Origin of the sequence: Massilia consociata, from assembly GCF_042432755.1 — a bacterium.
Taxonomy (GTDB): domain Bacteria; phylum Pseudomonadota; class Gammaproteobacteria; order Burkholderiales; family Burkholderiaceae_D; genus Telluria; species Telluria consociata.
In genome coordinates, this window is record NZ_JBHLWP010000003.1 from 170,868 (window position 1) to 194,011 (window position 23,144).

Sequence of the window (23,144 nt, forward strand, 5' to 3'; positions counted from 1 at the left end):
GCCTGCGGGCCGCTTTTTTATTGCGCAGTCGAATCGCGTCCTTGCTTCCGATCATTCAATTTATTGAATGAAATAATATTTAATGTAAAGCGAATTATCGCAAAGGAAATTTGCACGGAAACATGGTGCGCGATATTTAGTTTGGCTCAATGCGAGCTCATCCGGAAGGAACTAACTTGTAATCAAGCCGCGCATGAGCCGCACGGCCCTCAATCTCACCGGCTCGACGAGGAGAACATCATGGGTTTCGAGAACAAGGACGACCACGATCACGACCACGACAAGGACTGCCGTCACGACCGCGACCGTGATGACGACCACGGCCACGATGATGACAAGGACCGCGACTACTGCAAGTGCAAGAAGGAGCGGGCCGAGTACAAGAAGGAGCGCGACGAGTACCGCAAGGAGCGCGACGACTACAAGAAGGAGCGCGAAGAGTGGAAGAAGACGGCCCTGAAGTACAAGAAGGAGCTCTACGAGTACAAGGCCTACGTGAAGGAAGCCCTCGAGCGCCTCGGCGTGGCGGTGCGCAAGTTCGAGCACCTGCAGGATGACCTGGTCGACGCCGCCAGGAAGCTCGGCAAGCACCGCGACAAGGACGACGACAAGGACGACGACAAGGATCACGGCAAGGGCCACGACTAGGTGGGCGTCGGCGGCCCTGTAAGGGCCAGAGGTCCGCTAATAAACTTGGGGAGGTAATGCCAGTGGCATTACTTCCCCTTCGCGGGAACGACGTTGGTTAGGGAGTGAGCATATTTGCTGCGTCAACTTCGGACACGCACCCAAACCCGTCGTTCCCGCGTAGGCGGGAACCCAATTTCAGCAGCACTCAGTCAGCCGTACGCCCCGCCCGTGTACACCAGGTCGAACACCCGGGCAATGGTCCCGATCAGGATGATCGCTCCCACTCCCAGGATCAGCACCAGCACCAGCGCCAGCACCCAGTTCGAGCGCGAGGTTTTTCCACTTCCTTTGTTGTACTGCGCATCCCAGGCCTCGTCCGGGTTCAAGCCGATGACGAGCCCCTCGATGAAACCCACGATATAGGACAACAGCAATGGCAGCAGGACGAAGAAAGGATGCGGCTTGACCGCGCCCCACAGGATGCCGGTGAGGGGCAGGCTGCACAGGTGCAGCAGGCCGAGCCGGTCGGTGCCGCCTTTCAGGTAGAAGCGGTGGGCGCCGAGCCCGCCCAGCAGCAGGGCGAGCAGGGCGGCGAGGGTCTTGTTCTTGTGCCGGACAGCCATGAGCGTTGCCAAAAGTTCAGGAAAGCATGAGTATGGTGCAAAATGACAAGGAAGGCACGTATTGCGTGAACCCGGCCTTTCGCCCCCTGTCGAACCACGCAAACCCATCCGGTCACCCTCACCATGCTCAAGACGCGCGCCTATCTCGCGGAAATCCAGCTCAAGCCGAACGCGCCCCTCGAGCCGGCAGTGTTCCCGTTCACCCTGCCGGCGATCCGCACCCTCGACCGGCTGCCGCTGCACCCGAACGTCACCTTCCTGGTTGGCGAAAACGGCTCGGGCAAGTCGACGCTGCTGGAGGCAATCGCGGTCGGCATGGGCTTCAATGCCGAAGGCGGCAGCCGCAACTTCAACTTCGCCACGCGGGCCTCGCATTCGGAACTGCATGAGCACCTGCGCCTCGTGCGCGGCGTCGAGCGGCCGCGCGACGGCTTCTTCCTGCGCGCCGAAAGCTTCTACAACGTCAGCAGTGAGATCGAGCGGCTTGGCGTCCAGCAGTCCTACGGACACACGCCGCTGCATGAGCAGTCCCATGGCGAAGCATTCCTGGCCCTGTTCATGAACCGCTTCCGCCAGGACAGCTTCTACGTGCTCGACGAACCCGAGGCCGCCCTGTCGCCCCAGCGCCAGCTTGCCCTGCTGAGCCGCCTGCACGACCTGGTCGGCGAGCGCTGCCAGTTCGTCATCGCCACCCATTCGCCGATCCTGATGGCCTACCCGAACGCCCTCATCTACGAATGCAGCGAGCACGGCATTCGCGAAATCGCCTACCAAGATACGGAACACTACCGCGTCACCCGCGACTTCCTGTCCAATCCGGCGCGGATGTTGCGCGTCCTGATGGGGGAGGGGGAGAGTAGAAGCGAGGAGTAGAAACGCCCAACGGTGGCCTTGTGGCGAAAAATAGGTGATAATGCTCAATTCACCGAACTGCACGCCGCGTGTCCGCCGTGTTGCTATAAGCGCTTGCCCCTATCTAGGGTATCGCGCTATAATCGTCGGCTTTCTCCGTCCAATACAACTTTTTGGAATTACTATGGTCGTTATCCGTTTGGCTCGTGGCGGCGCAAAAAAGCGCCCGTTCTACAACATCGTTGCAACTGACTCGCGCAACCGTCGCGATGGTCGTTTCATCGAGCGCATCGGTTTCTACAACCCGATGGCTTCGGGCGCTGAAGTCGGCCTGCGTATCGCTGCTGACCGTCTGGCTCACTGGCAAGGCGTTGGCGCACAACTGTCGCCGACCGTCGCTCGCCTGGTTGCCCAGCAGAAGCCGGCTGCTTAATCAAGCAGACAAGGTAGCAAGGTTTTGACCGATTCGGCAGCAAGCGGGGCAGCAATCCCCGACGACCTGGTCCAGGTCGGCTATGTGTCCGGCGCATTCGGGATCGTGGGTGGCCTGCGCGTCACCCCGTTCTCGGTGGATGCGGACGCGCTGTTGAGCGTCAAGACCTGGTGGCTCGACAAGCCGACGCTGCGTTCCGTCTCGGTACGGAGCGCGAAGATGCATGGCGGCGACGTGGTCGCCACCCTGGTCGGCATGCGCGACCGCAACGAAGCCGAGGCGCTGAAAGGCGCGGCGGTGTCGGTGTCGCGCAGCGAGTTCCCGAAGCTCGAGGAAGGCGAATACTATTGGTCCGACCTGATCGGCCTGGATGTGGTCAACCTGGAGGGCGAAGCCCTTGGCAAGGTGACCGACATGATGCACAACGGCGCGCAATCCATTTTGCGTATCGCGCCAGTGCCTGATCCAGCAGCGGCGCCCGATGCGAAAGCATCCGAGCGCCTCGTGCCGTTCGTGGACCAGTTCGTCAAGACCGTCGACCTCGACGCGAAACGCATTACCCTGGACTGGGGTCTGGATTATTGACCCGCGTAGCAGCGTGAAGTGCCTGAAGCGAGGTCCCGATGCAGTTTGACGTCGTGAGCTTGTTTCCAGAGATGTTTGCCGCGTTGACGCAGTCGGGCGTGACCCGCCGCGCCTTCGAGCAGCAGCGCTGGGGCCTGTCGATCTGGAATCCACGCGATTTCACGCAGGACCGCCACCGTACCGTCGACGACCGCCCCTATGGCGGCGGACCCGGCATGGTGATGCTGGCAAAACCGCTCGAGGCCGCGATCAATGCCGCAAAGCAGCGCCAGGTCGACCTCGGCTTGCCGGCGCCGCGCGTGGTGTTCATGTCGCCGCAGGGAAAGTCGCTGACGCACGAGCGGGCGATGGCGCTGAAGGACGAGCCTGGACTGGTCGTGCTGTGCGGCCGCTACGAAGCGGTGGACCAGCGCCTGCTGGACCGTTGTGTCGACGAGGAAATCTCGATCGGCGATTTCGTGCTGTCGGGCGGCGAGATACCGGCGATGGCGCTGATGGATGCCGTGGTGCGCCTGCTGCCGGGCGTGCTGGGCGATGAAGCATCGGCGGTCGAAGACAGTTTCGTCAACGGCCTGCTCGATTCGCCGCACTACACGCGTCCGGAAGTCTACGAAGGCGAACCGGTGCCGCCCGTCCTGATGGGCGGCAATCACGCCGAGATCAGCAAGTGGCGCCGCCAGCGCATGCTGGAAGCGACCTTGAAGAAGCGCCCGGAACTGCTGGACAAGGCGCGTGCCGCCGGCCAGCTGAGCAAGGCAGACGAAAAGTTTCTGGCAGAGCTGAACAAGCCTGCCGAATAAGAATACGCGCAAGCGTATGAACTGCGGACATGTTGTCCGCGTGTTTCAACCCCATCCTCTACTGGGCCACGCATCTGTCACGACACGCGCCAGCAAGATGGTTTTTGGAGTCATAAAATGGATCTGATCCAGCAACTCGAGCAAGAAGAAATCGCGCGCCTCGGCCGCAACATCCCTGATTTCGCACCGGGCGACACCGTGGTCGTCAACGTCAACGTCGTCGAAGGCAACCGCAAGCGCGCCCAGGCATACGAAGGCGTCGTCATCTCGCGTCGTAACCGCGGCCTGAACTCGAACTTCATCGTTCGCAAGATTTCGTCGGGCGAAGGCGTGGAGCGTACGTTCCAGCTGTACTCGCCGCTGATCGCTTCGATCGAAGTGAAGCGCCGTGGCGACGTGCGTCGTGCCAAGCTGTACTACCTGCGTGAGCGTTCGGGCAAGTCGGCACGTATCAAAGAAAAACTGCCGCAGCGTCGTGTCAAGACCGCAGAAGCTGCTGCTGAGTAATAGCATCTGTGTTCTGAAAAAGGCATCCGCAAGGATGCCTTTTTCTTTATGCGCGCGTGTTTTTCCTTTAGGAATGAGTTTTGACCAAATCCCTGTTTGATCCCACCGCCATGCCGGTCGAAGGCCTTGCCGGCGAAGCCGCGCTTGCGCCCGAGCTGTTGAGCGCGGAAGCGGTCCGTGCCCGTTTCGCGCGCACGCTGCCGTGGGACCCGGAAGCCTCGGACGAAGCGCTTGCCGCACCCGCGCTACGCCTGCGCCGCGCCGCCGTGCTGGTGCCGCTGGTGGAGCGCCCGGAAGGCCTGACCGTGCTGCTGACCAAGCGCACCGATCATCTGTCCAGCCATGCGGGCCAGATCAGCTTCCCGGGCGGGCGCGCCGAAGAGCTCGATTCGTCGCCGATCGAGACCGCGCTGCGCGAAGCGGAGGAAGAGATCGGCCTGCACCGCCGCCATGTCGAAATCATCGGCGTGCTGCCCGAGCACGTCACGATCAGCGCCTACCGCGTCACTCCCGTGGTGGCGCTGGTGAAGCCGCCGTTCGAACTGCGTGCCGACCCGAACGAGGTCGCCGAGATCTTCGAAGTGCCGCTGGCTTTCCTGATGGCGGGCAGCAACCACCAGCGCCGCTCGGTGATGCTGACCGACGGGGCAGGCAAGCGCACGTTCTATGCGATGCCGTACCAGGATTATTTCATCTGGGGTGCGACGGCGGCCATGTTGCGCAACCTGTACCATTTCCTGCGCGCCTGACCGTGCCTGTAGGGCGGCCGGGTGCTCCCGGCCGCGCGTTCAAATCCGGCATGAACGAACGCTGCGTCGATTTCTTTGCCCCTTGGAAGCTCAACCGGCAGAGCGCGATCTGGTCCACCGGACCGGATCGTCCCTGCCAACCCGAGCTTTTCCTCCAGTTCCTGATTTGATTCCCGCCCGCTTCTCCGCTATCGTAGCGGGCAGCACGGTATTGCCAGAACAAAAAAGGACTCCTGAATGACGTTTTTCTCCATCCTCGTCGCGCTCATCATCGAGCAGCTCAAGCCGCTGCGCGCAGACAACCAGGTCTATGCGGGCATCAAGGGCTTTGCCATGCGCATCGAAGGCTGGTTCAACGCGGGCGAGCAGAAGAATGGCCGCATGGGCTGGATCCTGATGATGCTGGCGCTGCTGCTGCCGACCTGGCTGGTGTACTGGTTCTTCATGCGCTACAACCTGGTGCTGCTGGCCTTTGCCTGGAACGTCCTGATCGTCTACCTGACGCTGGGTTTCCGCCACTACAGCCATTACTTCACCAATATCCAGCTGGCGCTGAACCAGGGCGACGAAGCGACCGCGCGCAAGCTGCTGGCCGAGTGGACCCGGACCGATACGGTCGGGATGGACGCCACCGAGATCTGCCGCGTGGCCGTGGAAAAATCCCTGATCACCACGCACCGCAACGTATTCGGCGTATTCTTCTGGTTCCTGATGCCGTTCGGGCCCGCCGGTGCGGTGCTGTACCGCGTCTCGGAATACCTGGCGCGCGCCTGGAACGAGCCCGAGCACATGCGTAACGAAGCCTTCGGCCAGTTCGCGGCGAAAGCCTTCTACTGGATCGACTGGATCCCGGTGCGCCTGACGGCCGTGGCCTTTGCCGTGGTCGGCAATTTCGAGGACGCGATCTATGCATGGCGTAACTTTGCCCGCCGCTGGGCCGACGAATCGCGCGGCATCATCCTGGCCGCGGGCGGCGGCGCGATGGGCGTACGCCTGGGCACGCCGCTCGAGAACGCCCCGGCGCTGCTGCCGCTCGATGCCGCGACGGTCGACCTGGGCGACAGCGACACCGACGTGCTGCCGGGCGAGGAACCGAACCTGCGCGCCCTGCAGAGCACGGTCGGGCTGGTGTGGCGGGCGCTGATCCTGTGGATGATTCTGCTGCTCCTGCTGTCGAGCGTGGTGTGGCTTGGCTGAGGAGGAAAGCCCGATTTCGCGTCGTGGGTCTCGTCCGTGAGTCTTCTATAAGATATAATACTGAACTGAGCTGATCTGAGCTTGTTCTCTTCCACGCAGTATTCTTGTTTCAGCAAGCAGCACTATGGCCGAGTTACCGCACACCAAGGATGAAAAACTCAAGGACGAGTTCTTCATCCTGGGCATTACCAGCAAAGGCAGGCAATTCCGCCCCAGCGACTGGGCCGAGCGCCTGTGCGGGGTCATGTCGTGCTTCGCGCCGGGCGCAGCCGGGCGTGATTCCCATTTGCAATTTTCCCCCTGGGTCCACCCGACCATCGTCAACGGCGTGAAGGCCGTGGTCGTCAGCCGCGAGCTGCAGAAGATCGAGCCGCTGGCTTACCACTTCGTGCTGAACTTTGCCAAGGACAATGATTTGCAGGTGGCCGATGCCTGCTTCGTGCCGCCGGCCGACGGGAAAAAAACCGCTGCGTAAGCTTGTCGATTCGACCCTTCCGGATTCTGGAACTGGCGCTATGATGAAATCGTAGCGCCAGTTTTCTTTTGGGCTAGCGTAAGGGCAAGTCCGCGCGTCGCAAGCACACATGGATCTTGCAAGTGCGTCGCAAGGTCGCACCCTGGCGCCAGCGCACGAAGGGGAGACCACCATGCACATCGGCCAGATCTGCACCAACGAAGCCACCTGCTGCACCCGCGATGAAACCGTGCAGGGCGCAGCCCTCCTGATGCGCCGCCAGCACGTGGGCGACGTCATCGTCGTCGACCGGTTCGACGGCGCCAGCGTCCCGGTCGGGATCGTGACCGACCGCGACATCGTCATTTCCGTCATCGCGCCCGGACTCGACCCCGTCAGCCTGCAGGTGGGCGACATCATGAGCGAGGATTTGCTCACCGCGCGCGACACCGACGACGTCTACGAGACCATCGAGCGCATGCGCCTGCGCGGCATCCGGCGGGTGCCCGTGGTCGACGCCAGGGGCAGCCTGGCCGGCATCGTCAGTGCCGACGACCTGCTCGAATTCCTGGCGGAAGAGATGGGAGAATTGTCCCGCATCAGTCCCTGGCAGCAAGCCCACGAGCGCCGGGCCCGCCAGTAGGCTTGTCCAGTGTTACCATCCCGCATCGAACAAGTATGTGGGATGGAAACAATGATCTTGAACATTCATGTTGGCATGCTGACACGCGGCGTCGCCGCCCGGGTCGTGGCGGGGACGCTGAGCTTCGTGGTGGCGGGCGCCGCCTGGGCTGCGCCATCGCCTGCGCCGTCGTCCAAGGCTGCGCCCACGGGCGCAAGCGAGCGCGCGCCCAGGAGCGCGCCCTTGCCGAAAGGCGTCACGCTCGGCCCGTCGGTCGAGGGCATCACCGAATACCGGCTCGCCAACGGCCTGAAGGTGCTGCTGTTCCCGGACGCTTCGCGCCCGACGGTGACGGTGAACGTTACCTACCTGGTCGGCTCGCGCCACGAGAACTACGGCGAGACCGGCATGGCCCACCTGCTGGAACACCTGCTGTTCAAGGGGACGAAGAAGAATCCGGACATCACGCGCCAGTTCTCCGAGCGCGGCATGCAGTTCAACGGCACCACGTCGCTCGACCGCACCAATTACTACGAAGTGTTCCAGGCATCGAAGGAAAACCTGGACTGGGCGCTGCAGATGGAAGCGGACCGGATGGTCAATTCGCCGGTGGCCCAGAAGGACCTGGCCTCCGAGATGACGGTGGTGCGCAACGAGTTCGAAAGCGGCGAGAACTCGCCCGGCAACGTACTGTTCAAGCGCATGCAGAGCGTCGCCTACGACTGGCACAGCTATGGTCGCTCGACCATCGGCAACCGCAGCGACATCGAGAACGTCAAGATCGGCAACCTGCAGGCCTTCTACCGCACGTATTACCAGCCCGACAACGCGGTGCTGCTGGTGGCCGGCAAGTTCGACCCGAACAGCACGCTGGCCACCATCAGCCGCCTGTTCGGCGCCATCCCGAAACCGAAGCGCACGCTGCCGCAGTTCTGGACCGTCGAGCCGACCCAGGACGGCGAGCGCAGCTTCGCGGTGCGGCGCCAGGGCGACGTGCAGATCGTGGCGGTCGGCTACAAGATCCCGTCGGACCTGCACGACGACGCCGAGGCGCTCGGATTCGCCTCCGAGATCCTGGGCGACGCGCCCAATGGCCGCCTGCACAAGCTGCTGGTGGAATCGGGCCAGGCCAGCCAGGTGTTCAGCTTCGGCCAGACCGGCTATGCGCCCGGCCTGCAGTTCTTCGGCGCGGTGGTGAAGAAGGGCGAGCCGATCGAGCCGGTGCGCGAGGCCCTGACCCGGGCGGTGGAGGAATTCGGCGCGCGTCCGCCGACCACCGAGGAGATGGAGCGCGTGCGCCGCTCCTACATGAACACGATCGAGCGCAGCCTGAACGACCCGCAGGCGGTCGGCGTGGCCTTGTCCGAGTCGATCGCACTGGGCGACTGGCGCCTGTACTTCCTGGGCCGCGAGCGCCTCAAGGAGACGAAGGCCGAGCAGGTCGCCGCAGCCAGCAAGCGCTATTTTCTCCGCAGTAACCGGACCACCGGCACTTTCGTGCCGGAGGAGGCGCCGCAGCGCGCGCTGGTTCCGGCGGCGCCGTCGGTAGAAAGCTTACTGAAGGACTTCAAGCCGGCGGCCTCCACCCTGGTGTCGGAAGACTTCGACCCGAGCCAGGCCAACATCATGAAGCGCACCACGCTCACGACGGCGGGCGGGGTGAAGCTCGCGCTGCTGCCGAAGAAGAACCGCGGCGAGACCGTCACCGTGGACCTGCGCCGCCATTTCGGCGACGAGAAGAACCTGTTCGGCAAGGGCACCACGGCGGCCCTGACGTCGGCGATGCTGATGCGCGGCACCACGAAGTACAGCCGCGCCGAACTGGCCGACGCCTTCGACAAGCTGAAGATGAGCGGCAGCCCGCAGCACTTCCAGACCACGCGCGAGAACCTGCCCGAGGCCTTGCGGCTGGCCGCCCACGTGTTGAAGGAGCCGGGATTCCCGGCCGCGGAATTCGAGCAGTTGCGCCAGCAAATGCTGGTCGGCCTCGAGGCCAGTCGCGCCGAGCCGCAAAGCGCCGCCTCGCGCGCCATGGCCCGGCATTTCGAGCAGTACCCGCGCGGCGACATCCGCCACGCCAACACGCTCGAGGAAGACATCGAGGACGTGAAGGCGGCGCGCCTGGAAGACCTGCGGGCCTTCCACCGCGACTACCACAACAGCAACCCGGCCGAGATGGCGATCGTGGGCGACTTCGACCCGGACCAGGTCGTGCCGCTGGTGAACCAGCTGTTCGGTGACTGGAAAGCGCCGGCCAACGTGGCGCCGGTGCTGAGCAAGCATGCCGAGGTGCCGGCGGCCAGCCGGAGCATCGACACGCCGGACAAGGAAAACGGCTTCTACCTGGCGCGCATGAACCTCGACCTGAACATCGAAGACCCGGACTACCCGGCGCTCATGCTGGCCAATTACATCTTCGGCGAAGGCGGCCTGAAGTCCCGCCTGATGGACCGCATCCGCCAGAAGGACGGCCTGTCCTACGGCGGCGGCTCGGACCTGGGCGCGGGCGACCTCGACCGCGCCGGCAGCTTCATGGTCAGCGCGATCGCGGCGCCGCAGAACCTGCGCAGGCTCGACGCCGCCGTGCGCGACGAACTGGCGCGCGCGGTGAAGACAGGGTTCACGGCCGATGAACTGGCCGGCGCCAAGTCGGGCCTGATGCAGCAGCGCCTGCAGAACCGCACCAGCGACGCGGTGCTCGCCTCGGGCTGGACCAGCTTCCTGTACCGCGGCCGCACCTACGAATGGTCGCTTGCGTTCGAGCGCAAGCTGATGGCGGTCACCCTGCCGCAGCTGAACGCCGCCTTCCGCAAGGCGATCGACCCGGCAAAACTGTCGGTCGTGATGGCGGGGGACCAGGACAAGGCCGGGGCGGGAGCCGGGGATGCGGACCGCAGCGCGACCAAAAGTGCACCCTAGACGCAACACCTGACCGGCGCAATTGTGACAGGAGGAGTGGGCTGCGTTAAAATGTTTCCTTTGAGAAGCATTTGTTGCAGCGTATCAGGAGCATCATGAAGGGAACCACCAAAGCGCAGCCGGCCACCGGCCTTCCGTTCGCCGGCAAAGTGGCGCTCGTCACCGGCGCGGCCAGCGGCATCGGCCGGGCGACGGCGCTGGCATTCGGCCGCGCCGGCGCCTGTGTCGTCGTGGCCGACACCGCCATCGACGGCGGTCACGCCACCGCCGCCATGATCGTCGAGTCCGGGGGCAAGGCGCTGTTCGTGCGCAGCGACATCACCAGGGCGGGCGATGTCGAGGCGCTGATCGAGAAGACCATCAACTACTACGGCCAGCTCGACATCGCCGTCAACAATGCCGCCCTCGACGAGGAATCGGCGCCGCTCGCGGAAGGCGACGAGGAACAGTTCGACCGCATCATGGGCGCCAACGTCAAGGGCGTGTGGCTATGCATGAAGCACCAGCTGCGCCAGATGCTCAAGCAGGGCAGCGGGGCGATCGTCAACGTGTCATCGGTGTCGGGACTGGTGGGCGCGCCGAAGCGGGCCATCTATGCCGCCAGCAAGCATGCGGTGGTGGGCCTGACCAAGAGCGCGGCCGCCGAGTATGCCCGTGAAGGGATCCGCATCAACGCCCTGTGCCCGGCCGGCGTGAAGACCCCGATGCTGGCGCGCGCCATCGACCGCGACCCGCCGAGCGAGAAGAAGATGAAGGCCGCGCACCCCATGGGGCGCTTCGCCGAGACGTCCGAGGTCGCCAGCGCGGCGCTGTGGCTGTGCTCGGAAGGCGCGTCGTACGTGAACGGGCACGAACTGGTGGTCGATGGCGGGTTTACGGCGGTCTAACCCGCATTCAGCTCCGCCACGAAGTCGTACATATCCCCCCTGAAGTACGACCTGCAGAACTCCACCGCCCGCCCGTCGCGCGCAAACCCCAGCCGTTCCACGCACAGCCCCGCATCGCCTTCGCGCACCTGCAGCAGCCTGGCCTGCTCGCCGCCCAGCAGCAGGGCCGACAGCCGCTGCAGCGCGCGCACCGGCCGGTTGCCGGTCCGTTCCAGCGCTTCGTACATCGAGTCGCCCACCGCGTCGAGCGAACCGAGGGCGAAGGCGGCGATGGTGGCGTACTCGAGGCACATCGGGACCTCGTCGGCGAAGCGGATGCGGTGGAAGCGGTACACCGGCGTGCCCGGCGAGAGCCGCAGGCGCAGCGCCTCCTCGGGCGTCACCAGCCCCCCCGAACGCTTGAGCCACACGTTGCGCGGCACGCGTCCACGGGCGCGCATGTCTTCGGAAAACGAGGTGAGCCTGGCGAAGTTCTTTTCGATGCGCGTGTTGATGAAGTTGCCCGCGCCGGCGCGCCGCACCAGCAGCCCTTCCTCGACCAGGGCGTCGATCGCCTTGCGCACCGTGATGCGCGAGATGCCGAGTTCCTCGGCGAGCTGGCGCTCGGCCGGCAGAGCGGAAGCGGGACCGAACGCGCCTTCGTCGATGGCCCGCCGCAGCGCGTGCTGCAACTGCTGGTAGAGGGGGAGCTTGTCGCCGCCGGCGGCGGACTGCATCAGTTCGGCAAGGTGGGTCATCCGGGCATCGAAGGCTAGGGTAGCGGCATCATACCACCGCCTCCGCTCTCGCCTGGGCCACGGCTTCTGCAGGGGATGCGCGAGCATGGCCACGCGGACGCCCAGGAAAAAACCCCGAGAGCCGGGGACCGGCTGTCGGGGTCTGGTTCACATCGCCGGCCTTGCCAGGCGCGGCCAGGAATTAATTGGCTGCGGTCTGGGCGCCGCCCGGCTGGTTCAGCAGCAGGACCCAGTACTTGGCGATGTCGCTTGCGCCGCCGCCGCCCTTGATGCTTTCGAAGGTCTGGATCGCCTCGGCCTTCTTGCCGGCGCGTGCCTGCGCCGCGCCCAGGCGCAGTTTGGCCTCGTCGGCGTTCTTCAGGCCCCCCTTGGCGATACCCTGCTGGATGAACCCGATGCCCTTGTCGGCCTGGCCCATCGTGGTGTACGCCCAGCCGATGTTGACCAGGCCGGCGCCGGTCTTCGACTTGGCCGCGCTCGCTTCACCCGCGGCGATGGTCTTGGCGTCGTCGGCGGCCTGCTTGGTCGCCTTGCTGCGCAGCGCGGTGTGGGTCTTGGCGTCGCCGCCCTTGCCCAGCACGCCCGCGGCAAAGCCCGCGTCCAGCACTTCCTTGGCTTCGGCCGGGAAACCGTCGCGCAGCGCGGTCTCGGCGAGGAAGGTGTAGTGTTCCGGCGGCAGGTCGTTCTTGGCGGCGGCAAACTCCAGGCGCAGCATGCTCTGGCCGAAGGTGGCCTCGTCGAAGCCCGCCTTGCGTGCCACGCCGCGGCTGAGCAGGTCGACCCAGAACTCGTCTTTCGGGTAGTAGCGCACCAGCTGTTCGAGCGCCGCCAGGTAGCCCGCGTCGTCCTTGGTCTTGTTGGCGGCGGTCGCCAGCAGGCGCAGGTCTTCTTCGCTCGGGGCCTTGCCGGTCTTTTGCGACTCGGCCAGCATCGCGGCCAGCTCGGTCTTGGCGGTGGCGAAGTCGTTGTTCAGGTAGTAGGCGCGGATCAGGGCCGGACGCACCGCCTCGGGGGTCGGGCTTTCCTTCTGGTAACGCTTGAACCACTCGATCGCCTTCGGATAATCCTTGGCATTGTAGTGCATGTTGGCCAGGGCCTGGATGAAGTTGGCCTGCTCGGCGCCGGTCAGGCGGCCCGAGTTGATCACGGCTTCCAGCGCCGGCATTGCCAGGGCGTTGTTGTTGGTCGACGAACCCAGCGACAGCTTCATGCGGTTGATGACGTAGTCTTCGTACGGCGTGCGGTTCGGGAAGGCTTCGGCCTGGGTGATGCGGTTCTGGACTTCGGTGTGGTTCTTGGCGTCCATCAGCGGCTTGATGGCGGCCGGGTCGAGCAGCTTGAAGATTTCGGGACGCACGGTGTCCTTTTGCGCCGCGGCCGCGGCAGGCGCCGCAGCATCCTTCTGCTGCGCATGGGCACTGGTCACCAGGGCCGGAGCGGAGACGCCGATCGCGGCGAGCATCAGGCAGAGGCGGGCAAGACGGAATTGGGCCATGAATAATCCTTCAATCAAGTCAATAATGATGAGACGTGCATATCGGCCAAACATGGCGAAAATGCCAATCCCGGACAAAGCGTGCATTGTCCCATAAAAGCGCCATTTTCAGGCTCGGCAATTGTGCCGCAGGCTGCGCGGGCGCAGCCGCGTTTTTACATTGCGTTACTACATAGCCTCATTGTCTTGCACGGGAGCACCACCAAACCCGGGCACCGGGCAGCGGCCCGGGGCCTGCGCATCCCCGGCCAGCCAGTCGACCACGGCGTCCAGCGCGGGCGCGGCGAAACCGTAGGTCATCAGGGCGGGCGCGTCGAAGTCGAGCGCCTGGTAGGGGTTCCACAGCGCGATGTGCAGGCTCGGCAGCCACGTCGAGCGGGCGTGCGGCCCGTAGCGGCGGCGCGAGGTCGAGGCCAGGATGGTGAAGCGGCCGTCCTGCGGCAGCGCGCTCCAGTCGAAGGTCTCGGCGTCGGCGAAGGTGACCAGGTCGACGTCGTACAGGCGGCCCAGCGCCTGCGCGATGCCGGCGGCCGGCACGCCGGCTTCGGACACGCCGTCGCTGACGACATCGGCGCGCGCCACCAGGCGGATCCTGCTGCCGCGCGGCGGGCGTTGCGGCCGGCCGAGGGCGGTCAGGCCGGCACGCCAGGCACGGGCCATCAGCGCCCGGTCGTCGCCGTCGGTGGCGTAGCGCGGCGCGCCGGCCGGGTGCGCCTGCGCCAGTGCCGACAGGCGCGCCAGCCGGGCATGCACCTCGTGCAGCGGCAGCACGTTCGTGCGGATCGCCTCGGCGATCGCCTGCACGGTTTCCAGCTGCGTTTCGCGCGAACCGATCGCCATGACCATGTCGGCGCCCGCCACCAGCGCATTGACGGCGGCCTGGCCGGCGCCGTAGCGGTGCGCGATCGCGTGCATGTCCATGCCGTCGGTGATGACCACCCCCCCGTAGCCGAAGCGCTCGCGCAGGATGCCGGTCAGGATGGTGCGCGACATCGTGGCCGGGTTGTCCGGGTCCAGCGCAGGATAGACGATGTGCGCGGTCATGACCGCCGGGGCCGCGTTTTCACCCTGCGTGGCGATGCGGAAGGGTGCGAACTCGAAGCGCTCCAGTTCCGCCAAGGGCTTGTCCACGGTCGGCAGGTCGCGGTGTGAGTCGACGTGGGTGTCGCCGTGGCCGGGGAAGTGCTTGACGCAGCAGGCCACGCCTTCGCTTTCGCTGCCTTCCATCCAGGCCATGGCGATGCGCGTGGCGGCTTGCGGATCGGCGCCGAACGAGCGCTCGGCGATCACCGGGTTGTGCGGGTTGTTGTTCAGGTCCAGCACCGGCGCGAAGTTCCAGTTGAAGCCCAGCGAGCGCACCGCGCGCGCCACCGCCGCGCCGACGGCGCGCGCCAATGCCGGATCGTCGGCCGCGCCCAGGGCCATGGCGCTCGGCGGCGCCGGCACCCAGGTCGCGCGCACCACGGCGCCGCCTTCCTGGTCGAGCGCGACCAGGGCTTCCGGGCCCATCGCATCGCGCAAGGCGGACGTAAAGCGCACCAGTTGCGTGGCATCCTGCATGTTCTGGCGGAACAGGCAGGCGCCGCGCACCTTGTGCCGGCGGATGAAGGCGTCGGTCTCGGCATCGAGTTCGGTGCCGAACAGCCGCACCATCATCAGCTGGCCGGCCAGGTCGAGGTAGTCGTTCATCGTTGATCCGCTTGGGTATGCTCAGTTGGTCCTGGTGACCTTGCTTAGGTGGCGCGGCTTGTCGGGGTCGAGGCCGCGCGCTTCCGACAGGCTGGCCGCCATCATGTAGAAGGCCTGGATCGCGGCGATCGGATCGAGGTCCGGCGTGGCGGCCACCGGCAGGGTCAGGTCGCGGCTGGCGATGTCGCCCGGCGCGGCCAGCAGCACGCGCGCGCCGCGGCCGCGCATCTCGTCGGCCAGCGCCACCAGGCCGCTTTGTGCCGGACCGCGGGTGGCGAAGATCAGCAGCGGGTAGCCTTCCTCGATCAGGGCCATCGGGCCGTGCTTGATCTCGGCGCCGCTGAACGCTTCGGCCTGCAGCGCCGAGGTTTCCTTGAATTTCAGGGCCGACTCCAGCGCCACCGGGAAGCTGATGCCGCGGCCGACCACCATGATGTTGCGGGCCGGGGCCAGCACCTCGATGGCGGCCGACCAGTCGGCTTTCGAGGCGGTGCGCAGGGCGTCGGGCAGGGCGGCGATGCCGTCCTTCAGTTCGGCGTCGTCCTGCCATTCGGCGACCAGGCGCGCGCCGGCGACCATGCTGGTGATGAAGCTCTTGGTCGCGGCCACGCTCAACTCCTTGCCGGCGTGCAGCGGCATGGCCCATTCGGCGGCCTGCGCCAGCGGCGAGGCGGCGTCGTTCACCAGCGCCACGGTGGTGGCGCCGCCGTCGCGGAAGTAGTTGATCGGCTCGACCACGTCCGGGCTCTGGCCCGACTGCGAGATCGAGATCGCCAGGGTGTCGCGCGCCACCAGGGGCGACTTGTACAGCGTGATCAGCGACATCGGCAGCGAGGTGACCAGGCGGCCCATGCGCGCCATGATCAGGTAGGCGAGGTAGCTCGACGCGTGGTCGGAGCTGCCGCGCGCGACCGTCACCGCGCTGTGGAAGGGGGTGGCGCGCAGGGCCCGGCCCAGCTCCGCGTAGCGCTCGGCATCCTGCGCCAGTTGCCGAGCCACGCAGTCCCCGGCGGACAGGGCTTCCTGGTACATCAGGGAAGTGGGCAGCGAGGTGGGGACGATGGTCACAGAACTTCTCCTTCGATATAGACGGCTTTGATGTTGAGGTCGCGGTCGAGGACCACGAAGTCGGCGTGGCAGCCCGGCGCCAGGCGGCCGCGCTGCGTTTCGCCGAGGTAGTCGGCGGCGTGCAGGGATACGCGGCGACTAGCTTCAGACAGGGGCAATCCGATTTTCACCAGGTTGCGCAGCGCCTGGTCCATGGTGAGCGTGCTGCCGGCCAGCGTGCCGTCAAGCAGGCGCACGCCGCCCATGCACTTGTGGACGACCTGGCGGCCCAGCATGTATTCGCCGTCCGGCATGCCGGCGGCGGCGGTGGAATCGGTCACGCAGAACAGCTTGGGGATGCAGCGCAGCGCGGTCCTGATCGCGCCCGGGTGCACGTGCAGCAGGTCGGGGATGATCTCGGCGTATTCGGCGTGCGCCAGCGCGGCGCCGACCATCCCGGGGTCGCGGTGGTGCAGGCCGGGCATGGCGTTGAACAGGTGCGTGAAGCCGGCCGCGCCATGCGCCAGCGCTTGTACGCCAACCTCGTACGAACCGCTGGTGTGGCCGATCTGCACGCGGATGCCGGCGTCGGCGAGGGCGCGCACCAGTTCCATGTGGCCGTCGATCTCCGGCGCCACGGTGATCAGGCGCATCGGCGCCTGTGCATGGAAGCGCATCACTTCGTCGAGCGTGGCTTCGCGCGCGAAGGGCGGCTGGGCGCCCAGCTTGCCCGAGTTGATGTACGGGCCTTCGAGGTGCACGCCGAGGATGCGCGCCTCGCCGGCGCCGCGCTGCCGGCAGGCGCCGCCGATGGCCGCCAGCGCGCGCTCGATGTCCTCGACCGGGGCGGTCATGGTGGTGGCCAGCAGGGCGGTGGTGCCGTGCTTCGCGTGCAGCGCCGCGATGACATGTGGCGCGTCGCCGCCTTCCATCATGTCGCGGCCGGCGCCGCCGTGCACGTGCACGTCGATGAAGCCGGGCAGGATGTAGTCGTCGGCGTTGGCGGAAGGATCGGCTTCGTGGCCGTCGACCGATTCGATGCGTGCGTCGGGCCCGGTGCCGTGGCGCAGTTCGCCGTGGATCCAGCCGTCCGGGGTAAGGATGTTGCCTTTCATGGTGTCGTTCTTTCCAGACGTTGCCCGATCATGCGCAGCGCGCCGGCGGCTGAATCGCCCTGGGCCGGGACGCAGCGCGCCAGCGTGTCGGCCGGCAGCCAGGCGCGCAGCGCCTCGCCCAGGCCGCCGCACAGGGCCAGCGGCAACGTGTGGCTGCGGTCGAGCGCGTCGGCGATGCTGGCCACTTCGCGGCCGGCGTGTTCCAGGATGGCGCGCGCCACCGGATCGGTCTGGCCGTGCGCCACCACGAAGCGCGCCAGGCCGGCGTAGGCGGTCTGGCTGGCCTTGCCGAGCCAGACCTGCACCGCGTCGCGCGAACCGCCGCAGAAGGCGATGACGTCGCGCGCAAAATCGCGGCCTTCCGCGCGGCCGTCGAGCACCTGCTCGATGTGGTTCAGTGCGCGCAGGCCCATCCAGGCGCCGCTGGCCTCGTCCCCGGCCGGGAAACCCCAGCCGCCGACTTCGACCTTGGTGCCGTCCTCGAGCATCGCTTCGCCGACGCTGCCGGTACCGATCGCGACGATCGCGCCCGGGCGGCCGCCGTGCGCGCCCATCAGCGTGGTGAAACCATCGGTATCGAGCGCAAGCAGGGCGTAGCCGGGATCGGCAGCGACGAACCGGGCCGCCCATTCCTTGTTGTGGACGCCCGCCAGGCCCAGGCCGATGGCGCAGGAGCGCATGGGCGCGGCATCGATGCCGATCTGCCTGAACGCGTCGGCGACGATGCCATTGATGGTGGTCCAGGCATTGTCGATGCCGCGCGACAGGGCGGAAGGGCCGCCGCTGGCCTGCGCCAGTTCGGCGCCGCCGGTGGCGCCGGCGCGCGCCAGGCGTACGCGGGTGCCGGTGCCGCCGCCGTCGACGCCGATGAGATAGTCGATCATGGTGTGAAGTGTTCAGCCGGAAGGTCAGCGCACTATAGGCAGGCGGTACAGCGATGTCAACAGGTATTTAACTGGTATGCAAATTTTCTGTGCAGTTCGGCCCGAAAATGCACGGGAAATTTGCATAGGTATCTGATTTGCCAGGGATTATTATTGGTACTGAAACTGGTATTGTAGAGCGTGGAAAATGCCTGGCGTGGTACTTGTAGCGTGGGCGGATGCTCCGCCCACGCTTCGCATCACGGCGATGCCGTGCGTGCGGCCATTCATCGACATGCCTGCCGCACCGGGTTGCGTGCCGGGACGGCTCTTACTGGCTGGCGTGGCGGCTGCCGCTGCGGTCCACCACCAGCAGCTGGCCGTGTCCGCCGTCGCGTCCATCGCGTCCATCGGGACCATTGCGGCGGGCATTGCGCTCGCCGCGGGATTCGTTCCGGCCGGCGACGTTGACCGCCGCGTTGCCCGGACCGCTCACCGCGATGTCGGCACGGCCGGCATGCAGGCGCCGGCCGTCGAGCCCGCCCGAGCCGCTCAGCTGCGCCTTGACCAGGTCGACCTTGCCGCCGATGTGGGCGCTGCCGGGTCCGCTCATCTTGAGCAGCAGGCGCTTGCCGTCCATGCGCGCGTCCAGGCCGCCCGAACCGCGCAGCTCGGCGTCCAGGGTGTCGGACACGTTCGCCAGCGCGACGCCGCCCGGGCCGCGCGCCTTGACGATCGCGCGCCGCACGTCCAGGCGGCCCGCTTCCAGGTCGCCCGAGCCCGACACCTCGGCGGTCAGCTCGCCGATCGCGCCGTCCAGCCTGACGTTGCCGGGGCCGCCCATGCGCACGGTGGCGGCGGCGGCCTGCAGGCCGCTCGCTTCCAGCTTGCCCGAGCCGCTCACCTCGGCGTCGAAGCGTTTGATGTTGCCGGTGAGGCAGGCATTGCCCGGGCCACGCTGTACCGTGGAGGCGGCCTCGACCGCCAGCGAGCAGGCGTCGACATCGCCCGAGCCGCTCAGTTCGAGGCGCAGCTCGCGCGCGCTGCCCGACAGTTTCACGCCGCCGGGGCCGCTCACCCGCGCGTTCAGGCGCGCCAGGCGCAGGTCGTCGGCCTCGAGTTCGCCCGAACCGCTGACGGTGGCGGCCAGCTCGTTGCCCACGCTGGACAGGCGCACGTCGCCCGGCCCGGACATGCCCAGCTCGACATTGGCCGCCTTCACCCGGTGCAGGTCGAGGTCGCCGCTGCCGCTGCTGCGCACGGCCAGTTCGCGCACCGTGCCCGAGGCGTTCAGGTCGCCCGGTCCCTCGGCCCGCAGGTCGAAGCGGTCGCCGCTGAGCTGTTCGAGCTCGACGTCGCCGCTGCCCGACATCCTGAGGCTCCTGAGCTGGCTTGCCGTGATGTGGATGCTGACGCTGTCGCGGCGCTTGCCCCAGCTGAAGTGGAAGCCGCGCCGCTGCACCGGGCGCACGATCAGGGTGTCGCCACGCACCACGGTCTCGATCTCGTCGAGCTGCTTGCGCTCGCCCGAGAGCTCGACTGCCTGGCGCCCCTGCGCGCGCACCACGACGTTGAACGGGCCGGACAGTTCGATGGCGCTGAAGGCGCCCACGTTGCGCTTCTGGGCGATGGTCTCGCTGCCGGGCGCCTCGGCGTGGCTGGACTGGATGGCAAGGAAGCCGCTTGCGATGGCGGCGGCGAGCAGCAGGGGCTTGAGGGCGGTTTTCATGTTCTTGTCGTGCGTGGGGGACGGAGCCTGAACGATAGGACAACACGACGGCGCACGCTGCCGGAAACCGACGGAACCACGAAATCGCGGTATCAACTGCACAACCGTGCGATGGAACGCCGGCACGAATGTAGGTCTAGTCGGGCGCGCACACGAGCGTGCGGACGCTGGTATCCATCAGGACGATGCACTACGCTCGGGGCATGGATGCATGCGCCACACATGACTGTTCCAGTAACAAGCAGCCGGGCGACCAGGCGGGCAATGGGATCGACGACGTCCTGATCACGCACCAGCTCGCCCTTCGGCCGTCGCGCGCGCCCGACTACCGTGCCGAAAGCGAAGCGCTGGCCGCGCTGGCGCGCGAGCTTGCGCGCAACCCGCGCGGCATGCTGCAGAAGCTGGCCGAGCTCGTCGTCGAGCTGTGCCATGCCGATTCGGCCGGCGTCAGCGTGCTCGAAACGGACGGCGCGGACGGCGGGAAGGGCATCTTCCGCTGGCAAGCCGCCGCCGGGGCATTCGCCCCGTACCTCGGCGGCACGATCGCGCGCGGGCTCAGCCCTTGCGGCATCGTGGTCGAGCGCAACGAGCTGCTCCTGTTCAGCCAGCTCGGCCGCCACTATCCGGGGCTGCGCGACTTCGAACCGCAGATGCACGAAAACATGCTGGCGCCCTGGTCGCTCGATGGCGAGCCGACCGGTACCGTCTGGGCGATTTCCCACACGCCCGGGCGCCACTTCGACGCCGAGGACGCGCGCCTGCTGAAAAGCCTGTCGGGCTTCGCCGCGGCGGCCTGGCGCATGGTCAGTGCCGTCGACGGGGTGGAGCGCGCGCGCCGCCAGGCGGACCAGGGCATGCCGCCGGCCACGGCCTCGGGCCCGGAACCCCGGCAGCATGACCTCAACGTGTTCCTGCGCGGCGCGCTGGATGTCGAGACCGTCGGCGTGGTGTTCTACGGGCTCGACGAGGGCATCACCGACTGCAATCCGGCCTTCGAGCAGATGACCGGCTATGCGCTCGCCGAACTGCGCTCGATGCCGGACTGGAAGGCATTGGTGGCGCCGCGCTGCCACGAAGCCGAGGGCCGCGCGCGCGCCGAGCTGGCAGCCGGCGGCCATGCCAGGCCCTACATGAAACAGCTCGTGCGCAAGGACGGGCAGGGGATCTGGGGCCTGTGCGCTCCGAATCGCCTTTCCGGCCAGGGCGCGCACGCGCGCTGCATCGAGTTCGTCTTCGATATCGACGAATTCAAGCGCCAGGAACAAGGACTGCGCCAGCGCGAGGAGCGTTTCCGCATCCTGGTGGACGGCGTCGCGCAGGCGATGTGGGAGGCCGACCCGGAGGGGCGCGTGGTGGCCGATTCGCCGAGCTGGCACGCCTTTGCCGGACAGACGCCGGAAGAATGGATGGGCCAGGGGTGGGTCGATGCGATCCACCCGGACGACCGTGCCGGCGTGATGCAGCTGTGGCGCGAGGCCGTGGCCGGGAAGCGCGCGGTCAGCGCCGAGTTCCGGCTGCGCAGCAGGGAGGGCGGCTGGTGCTGGACCAACATGCGGGCCGCGCCCCAGGTCGGGGCCGACGGCGCCATCCAGCGCTGGATCGGCATGAACATCGACATCGACGAACGGGCCCGGGCGCGCGAGGCGCTGCGCGAAAGCGAGACGCGGTTCCGCACGCTGGCCGAAGCCTCGCCGGCGCTGATCTACGAGTTCACGCCCGGGATCGGGATGACCTATGCCAACCAGCGCTGCCTCGACCTGTTCGGAGTGCGGCCCGACGAACTTCGCGAGGCCAACTGGCGCGACCTGATCCATGCCGACGACGTGCCCGGGTACATGGACACGGTCGCGCACGCCGTCATGCACCATGCGCCGTTCCAGCACCGGGTCAGGATGCGCACCCATGACGGCGAATGGCGCTGGTTCGAGAACCATGCGGCGCCGCGCTTCCACGCCGGCGGCGCCTACCTCGGCCATGTCGGCATCTCGCTCGACATCACCCGCACGGTGCGCGCCGAGGACGAGCTGCGCGAGGCCGACCGCCGCAAGGACGAGTTCCTGGCCACCCTGGCCCACGAGTTGCGCAACCCGCTGGCGCCGATCAGCAATGCCGTGCACCTGCTGCGCCGTCCCGACGGGCGCCGCACCGCGGACCGGGTGGTCGAGATGGTCGGGCGCCAGGTGCGCCATATCGTGCGCCTGGTGGACGATTTGCTCGAGGTCTCGCGCATCACGCGCGGCAAGCTCGACCTGGATATGGCGCCGGTGGCGCTGGCCGACATCGTCAACACGGCGGTGGAAACCAGCATGCCGCTCATCGAATCGGGACGGCACCAGCTGACGGTGTCGCTGCCGGAAGAAAGCCTGGGCCTGGCGGCCGACAAGGTGCGCCTGACGCAGGTGCTGGCCAACCTGCTCAACAACGCTGCCAAGTACACCGATCGCGGCGGGCACATCTGGCTGCGCGCCTGGCGCGAAGACCGGGAAGGCTGCGGCGAAGTGGCCGTTTCGGTGCGCGACGACGGCATCGGTATCCCGCCCGCGAGCCTGGCGCGGGTGTTCGACATGTTCGCCCAGGTGCACCGCGAAAGCTGGCGCGGCCAGGGCGGCCTGGGCATCGGGCTGACGATGGTGCGCAGCCTGGTCGAGATGCACGGGGGGCGGGTCGAGGCCCGTAGCGCGGGCGAAGGCCAGGGCAGCGAGTTCATCGTCCGGCTGCCGCTGGCGGCGCCGGTGCCGGACGACTCCGCCGGCGCGGCCCACGACGACGCGCGGCCCGGCCAGTTGCCGCTGCACGGCCGGCGCGTCCTGGTGGTCGACGACAATCGCGACGCCGCCGATTCCCTGGCGCTGCTGCTGCGTGCGGCCGGTGCCGAGGTGCGCGTGGCCTACGAGGGCGAGAGCGCGCTGCGGGAAGCGGGGGAGTTCCGTCCCGGCACCGTCCTGCTCGACCTGGGCATGCCGATGATGGACGGCTTCGAGGTGGCGCGCAGGCTGCGCGAGACGGCGCAGGCGCATGGCCAGGCGTGCCCGCGCATCGTGGCCCTGACCGGCTGGGGGCAGGAAGCGGACCGGCGGCGCACCCGCGAAAGCGGCTTCGACAAGCACCTGACCAAGCCGGTGGACCTGCAGGCGCTGGAAACCTGGCTCATCAGCCAACCGGCCGCTAGCCGGTAGCCGGACGCTGCGCTATAGTGGGCCGTCGGCCCGCC

The 23,144-nt window shown here is 67.0% G+C and carries 21 protein-coding genes; 13 read left to right on the plus strand and 8 right to left on the minus strand.

The features are described 5' to 3' along the window. The first annotated feature begins 240 nt into the window (after positions 1 to 240). Complete coding sequence (locus ACFFJK_RS02355; protein WP_379677480.1) at positions 241 to 648, plus strand: hypothetical protein; 408 nt, start codon at positions 241 to 243, stop codon at positions 646 to 648. A gap of 191 nt (positions 649 to 839) precedes the next feature. Here the strand turns inward: ACFFJK_RS02355 and ACFFJK_RS02360 are convergent, their stop codons facing one another. Further along, on the minus strand, positions 840 to 1,253 hold the full coding sequence (locus ACFFJK_RS02360) for an NINE protein (RefSeq protein WP_379677481.1): 414 nt from the start codon (positions 1,251 to 1,253) through the stop codon (positions 840 to 842). 123 nt (positions 1,254 to 1,376) lie between these two features. Here ACFFJK_RS02360 and ACFFJK_RS02365 point away from each other — a divergent pair, with 123 nt between their 5' ends. The 11 genes from ACFFJK_RS02365 to ACFFJK_RS02415 all read left to right on the plus strand — a co-directional run bounded on the left by ACFFJK_RS02365 (position 1,377) and on the right by ACFFJK_RS02415 (position 11,258). Continuing rightward, complete coding sequence (locus tag ACFFJK_RS02365; protein WP_379677483.1) at positions 1,377 to 2,126, plus strand: AAA family ATPase; 750 nt, start codon at positions 1,377 to 1,379, stop codon at positions 2,124 to 2,126. A gap of 163 nt (positions 2,127 to 2,289) precedes the next feature. Next, on the plus strand, positions 2,290 to 2,538 hold the full coding sequence (rpsP, locus tag ACFFJK_RS02370; protein WP_277487822.1) for a 30S ribosomal protein S16: 249 nt from the start codon (positions 2,290 to 2,292) through the stop codon (positions 2,536 to 2,538). 24 nt (positions 2,539 to 2,562) lie between these two features. Beyond that, complete coding sequence (rimM, locus tag ACFFJK_RS02375) at positions 2,563 to 3,123, plus strand: ribosome maturation factor RimM (RefSeq protein ID WP_379677484.1); 561 nt, start codon at positions 2,563 to 2,565, stop codon at positions 3,121 to 3,123. Positions 3,124 to 3,161: 38 nt separating this feature from the next. After that, positions 3,162 to 3,923 carry a tRNA (guanosine(37)-N1)-methyltransferase TrmD gene (trmD, locus tag ACFFJK_RS02380; protein ID WP_379677485.1) on the plus strand — a complete coding sequence of 254 codons (762 nt, stop codon included), beginning with the start codon at positions 3,162 to 3,164 and terminating at the stop codon, positions 3,921 to 3,923. A gap of 117 nt (positions 3,924 to 4,040) precedes the next feature. After that, positions 4,041 to 4,430 (plus strand): 50S ribosomal protein L19, encoded by a 390-nt coding sequence (rplS, locus tag ACFFJK_RS02385; RefSeq protein WP_379677486.1) that lies wholly within the window; start codon positions 4,041 to 4,043, stop codon positions 4,428 to 4,430. An 80-nt stretch (positions 4,431 to 4,510) separates the two neighbouring features. Continuing rightward, positions 4,511 to 5,179, plus strand: coding sequence for a CoA pyrophosphatase (locus ACFFJK_RS02390; protein WP_379677487.1), 669 nt, complete (start codon positions 4,511 to 4,513; stop codon positions 5,177 to 5,179). Between the two features lie 237 nt (positions 5,180 to 5,416). After that, positions 5,417 to 6,376 carry a CobD/CbiB family protein gene (locus ACFFJK_RS02395; RefSeq protein ID WP_379677488.1) on the plus strand — a complete coding sequence of 320 codons (960 nt, stop codon included), beginning with the start codon at positions 5,417 to 5,419 and terminating at the stop codon, positions 6,374 to 6,376. Between the two features lie 124 nt (positions 6,377 to 6,500). Further along, positions 6,501 to 6,851, plus strand: coding sequence for a DUF3579 domain-containing protein (locus ACFFJK_RS02400; protein ID WP_379677489.1), 351 nt, complete (start codon positions 6,501 to 6,503; stop codon positions 6,849 to 6,851). Positions 6,852 to 6,960: 109 nt separating this feature from the next. After that, entirely contained in the window at positions 6,961 to 7,473 is a 513-nt protein-coding gene (locus tag ACFFJK_RS02405) for a CBS domain-containing protein (protein WP_379677490.1), read from the plus strand. 75 nt (positions 7,474 to 7,548) lie between these two features. Then, positions 7,549 to 10,371, plus strand: coding sequence for a M16 family metallopeptidase (locus tag ACFFJK_RS02410; RefSeq protein WP_379677655.1), 2,823 nt, complete (start codon positions 7,549 to 7,551; stop codon positions 10,369 to 10,371). 95 nt (positions 10,372 to 10,466) lie between these two features. After that, positions 10,467 to 11,258 (plus strand): SDR family oxidoreductase, encoded by a 792-nt coding sequence (locus ACFFJK_RS02415; protein ID WP_379677491.1) that lies wholly within the window; start codon positions 10,467 to 10,469, stop codon positions 11,256 to 11,258. Here the strand turns inward: ACFFJK_RS02415 and ACFFJK_RS02420 are convergent. The 7 genes from ACFFJK_RS02420 to ACFFJK_RS02450 all read right to left on the minus strand — a co-directional run bounded on the left by ACFFJK_RS02420 (position 11,255) and on the right by ACFFJK_RS02450 (position 19,933). Next, on the minus strand, positions 11,255 to 11,995 hold the full coding sequence (locus ACFFJK_RS02420; RefSeq protein WP_379677492.1) for a GntR family transcriptional regulator: 741 nt from the start codon (positions 11,993 to 11,995) through the stop codon (positions 11,255 to 11,257). The genes ACFFJK_RS02415 and ACFFJK_RS02420 overlap by 4 nt on opposite strands. 181 nt (positions 11,996 to 12,176) lie before the next feature. Further along, entirely contained in the window at positions 12,177 to 13,490 is a 1,314-nt protein-coding gene (locus tag ACFFJK_RS02425) for a tetratricopeptide repeat protein (RefSeq protein WP_379677493.1), read from the minus strand. A gap of 168 nt (positions 13,491 to 13,658) precedes the next feature. Further along, positions 13,659 to 15,179 carry a beta-N-acetylhexosaminidase gene (gene nagZ, locus ACFFJK_RS02430; RefSeq protein ID WP_379677494.1) on the minus strand — a complete coding sequence of 507 codons (1,521 nt, stop codon included), beginning with the start codon at positions 15,177 to 15,179 and terminating at the stop codon, positions 13,659 to 13,661. A gap of 21 nt (positions 15,180 to 15,200) precedes the next feature. Next, positions 15,201 to 16,211 (minus strand): SIS domain-containing protein, encoded by a 1,011-nt coding sequence (locus ACFFJK_RS02435; protein ID WP_379677656.1) that lies wholly within the window; start codon positions 16,209 to 16,211, stop codon positions 15,201 to 15,203. A gap of 32 nt (positions 16,212 to 16,243) precedes the next feature. Continuing rightward, entirely contained in the window at positions 16,244 to 17,341 is a 1,098-nt protein-coding gene (nagA, locus tag ACFFJK_RS02440; RefSeq protein WP_379677495.1) for an N-acetylglucosamine-6-phosphate deacetylase, read from the minus strand. Then, positions 17,338 to 18,225, minus strand: coding sequence for a glucosamine kinase nucleotide-binding domain-containing protein (locus ACFFJK_RS02445; RefSeq protein WP_379677496.1), 888 nt, complete (start codon positions 18,223 to 18,225; stop codon positions 17,338 to 17,340). The genes nagA and ACFFJK_RS02445 overlap by 4 nt, the downstream gene beginning before the upstream one ends. Before the next feature lie 310 nt (positions 18,226 to 18,535). Beyond that, complete coding sequence (locus tag ACFFJK_RS02450; RefSeq protein ID WP_379677497.1) at positions 18,536 to 19,933, minus strand: GIN domain-containing protein; 1,398 nt, start codon at positions 19,931 to 19,933, stop codon at positions 18,536 to 18,538. 203 nt (positions 19,934 to 20,136) lie between these two features. Here ACFFJK_RS02450 and ACFFJK_RS02455 point away from each other — a divergent pair, with 203 nt between their 5' ends. Continuing rightward, positions 20,137 to 23,109, plus strand: coding sequence for a PAS domain S-box protein (locus ACFFJK_RS02455; protein WP_379677498.1), 2,973 nt, complete (start codon positions 20,137 to 20,139; stop codon positions 23,107 to 23,109). The last annotated feature ends 35 nt before the right edge of the window (positions 23,110 to 23,144 follow it).

Excerpts from the sequence above, each read along its gene's own strand:
- ACFFJK_RS02355 (WP_379677480.1), top strand. The coding sequence starts at position 241 with ATGGGTTTCGAGAACAAGGACGACCACGATCACGACCACGACAAGGAC.
- ACFFJK_RS02410 (WP_379677655.1), top strand. The coding sequence starts at position 7,549 with ATGCTGACACGCGGCGTCGCCGCCCGGGTCGTGGCGGGGACGCTGAGC.
- ACFFJK_RS02420 (WP_379677492.1), bottom strand. The coding sequence starts at position 11,995 with ATGACCCACCTTGCCGAACTGATGCAGTCCGCCGCCGGCGGCGACAAG.
- ACFFJK_RS02415 (WP_379677491.1), top strand. The coding sequence starts at position 10,467 with ATGAAGGGAACCACCAAAGCGCAGCCGGCCACCGGCCTTCCGTTCGCC.
- ACFFJK_RS02365 (WP_379677483.1), top strand. The coding sequence starts at position 1,377 with ATGCTCAAGACGCGCGCCTATCTCGCGGAAATCCAGCTCAAGCCGAAC.
- ACFFJK_RS02435 (WP_379677656.1), bottom strand. The coding sequence starts at position 16,211 with ATGTACCAGGAAGCCCTGTCCGCCGGGGACTGCGTGGCTCGGCAACTG.
- ACFFJK_RS02400 (WP_379677489.1), top strand. The coding sequence starts at position 6,501 with ATGGCCGAGTTACCGCACACCAAGGATGAAAAACTCAAGGACGAGTTC.
- trmD (WP_379677485.1), top strand. The coding sequence starts at position 3,162 with ATGCAGTTTGACGTCGTGAGCTTGTTTCCAGAGATGTTTGCCGCGTTG.
- rplS (WP_379677486.1), top strand. The coding sequence starts at position 4,041 with ATGGATCTGATCCAGCAACTCGAGCAAGAAGAAATCGCGCGCCTCGGC.
- rpsP (WP_277487822.1), top strand. The coding sequence starts at position 2,290 with ATGGTCGTTATCCGTTTGGCTCGTGGCGGCGCAAAAAAGCGCCCGTTC.
- ACFFJK_RS02425 (WP_379677493.1), bottom strand. The coding sequence starts at position 13,490 with ATGGCCCAATTCCGTCTTGCCCGCCTCTGCCTGATGCTCGCCGCGATC.
- ACFFJK_RS02405 (WP_379677490.1), top strand. The coding sequence starts at position 6,961 with ATGGATCTTGCAAGTGCGTCGCAAGGTCGCACCCTGGCGCCAGCGCAC.
- ACFFJK_RS02450 (WP_379677497.1), bottom strand. The coding sequence starts at position 19,933 with ATGAAAACCGCCCTCAAGCCCCTGCTGCTCGCCGCCGCCATCGCAAGC.
- nagZ (WP_379677494.1), bottom strand. The coding sequence starts at position 15,179 with ATGAACGACTACCTCGACCTGGCCGGCCAGCTGATGATGGTGCGGCTG.
- ACFFJK_RS02395 (WP_379677488.1), top strand. The coding sequence starts at position 5,417 with ATGACGTTTTTCTCCATCCTCGTCGCGCTCATCATCGAGCAGCTCAAG.
- ACFFJK_RS02445 (WP_379677496.1), bottom strand. The coding sequence starts at position 18,225 with ATGATCGACTATCTCATCGGCGTCGACGGCGGCGGCACCGGCACCCGC.
- nagA (WP_379677495.1), bottom strand. The coding sequence starts at position 17,341 with ATGAAAGGCAACATCCTTACCCCGGACGGCTGGATCCACGGCGAACTG.
- ACFFJK_RS02360 (WP_379677481.1), bottom strand. The coding sequence starts at position 1,253 with ATGGCTGTCCGGCACAAGAACAAGACCCTCGCCGCCCTGCTCGCCCTG.
- ACFFJK_RS02455 (WP_379677498.1), top strand. The coding sequence starts at position 20,137 with ATGGATGCATGCGCCACACATGACTGTTCCAGTAACAAGCAGCCGGGC.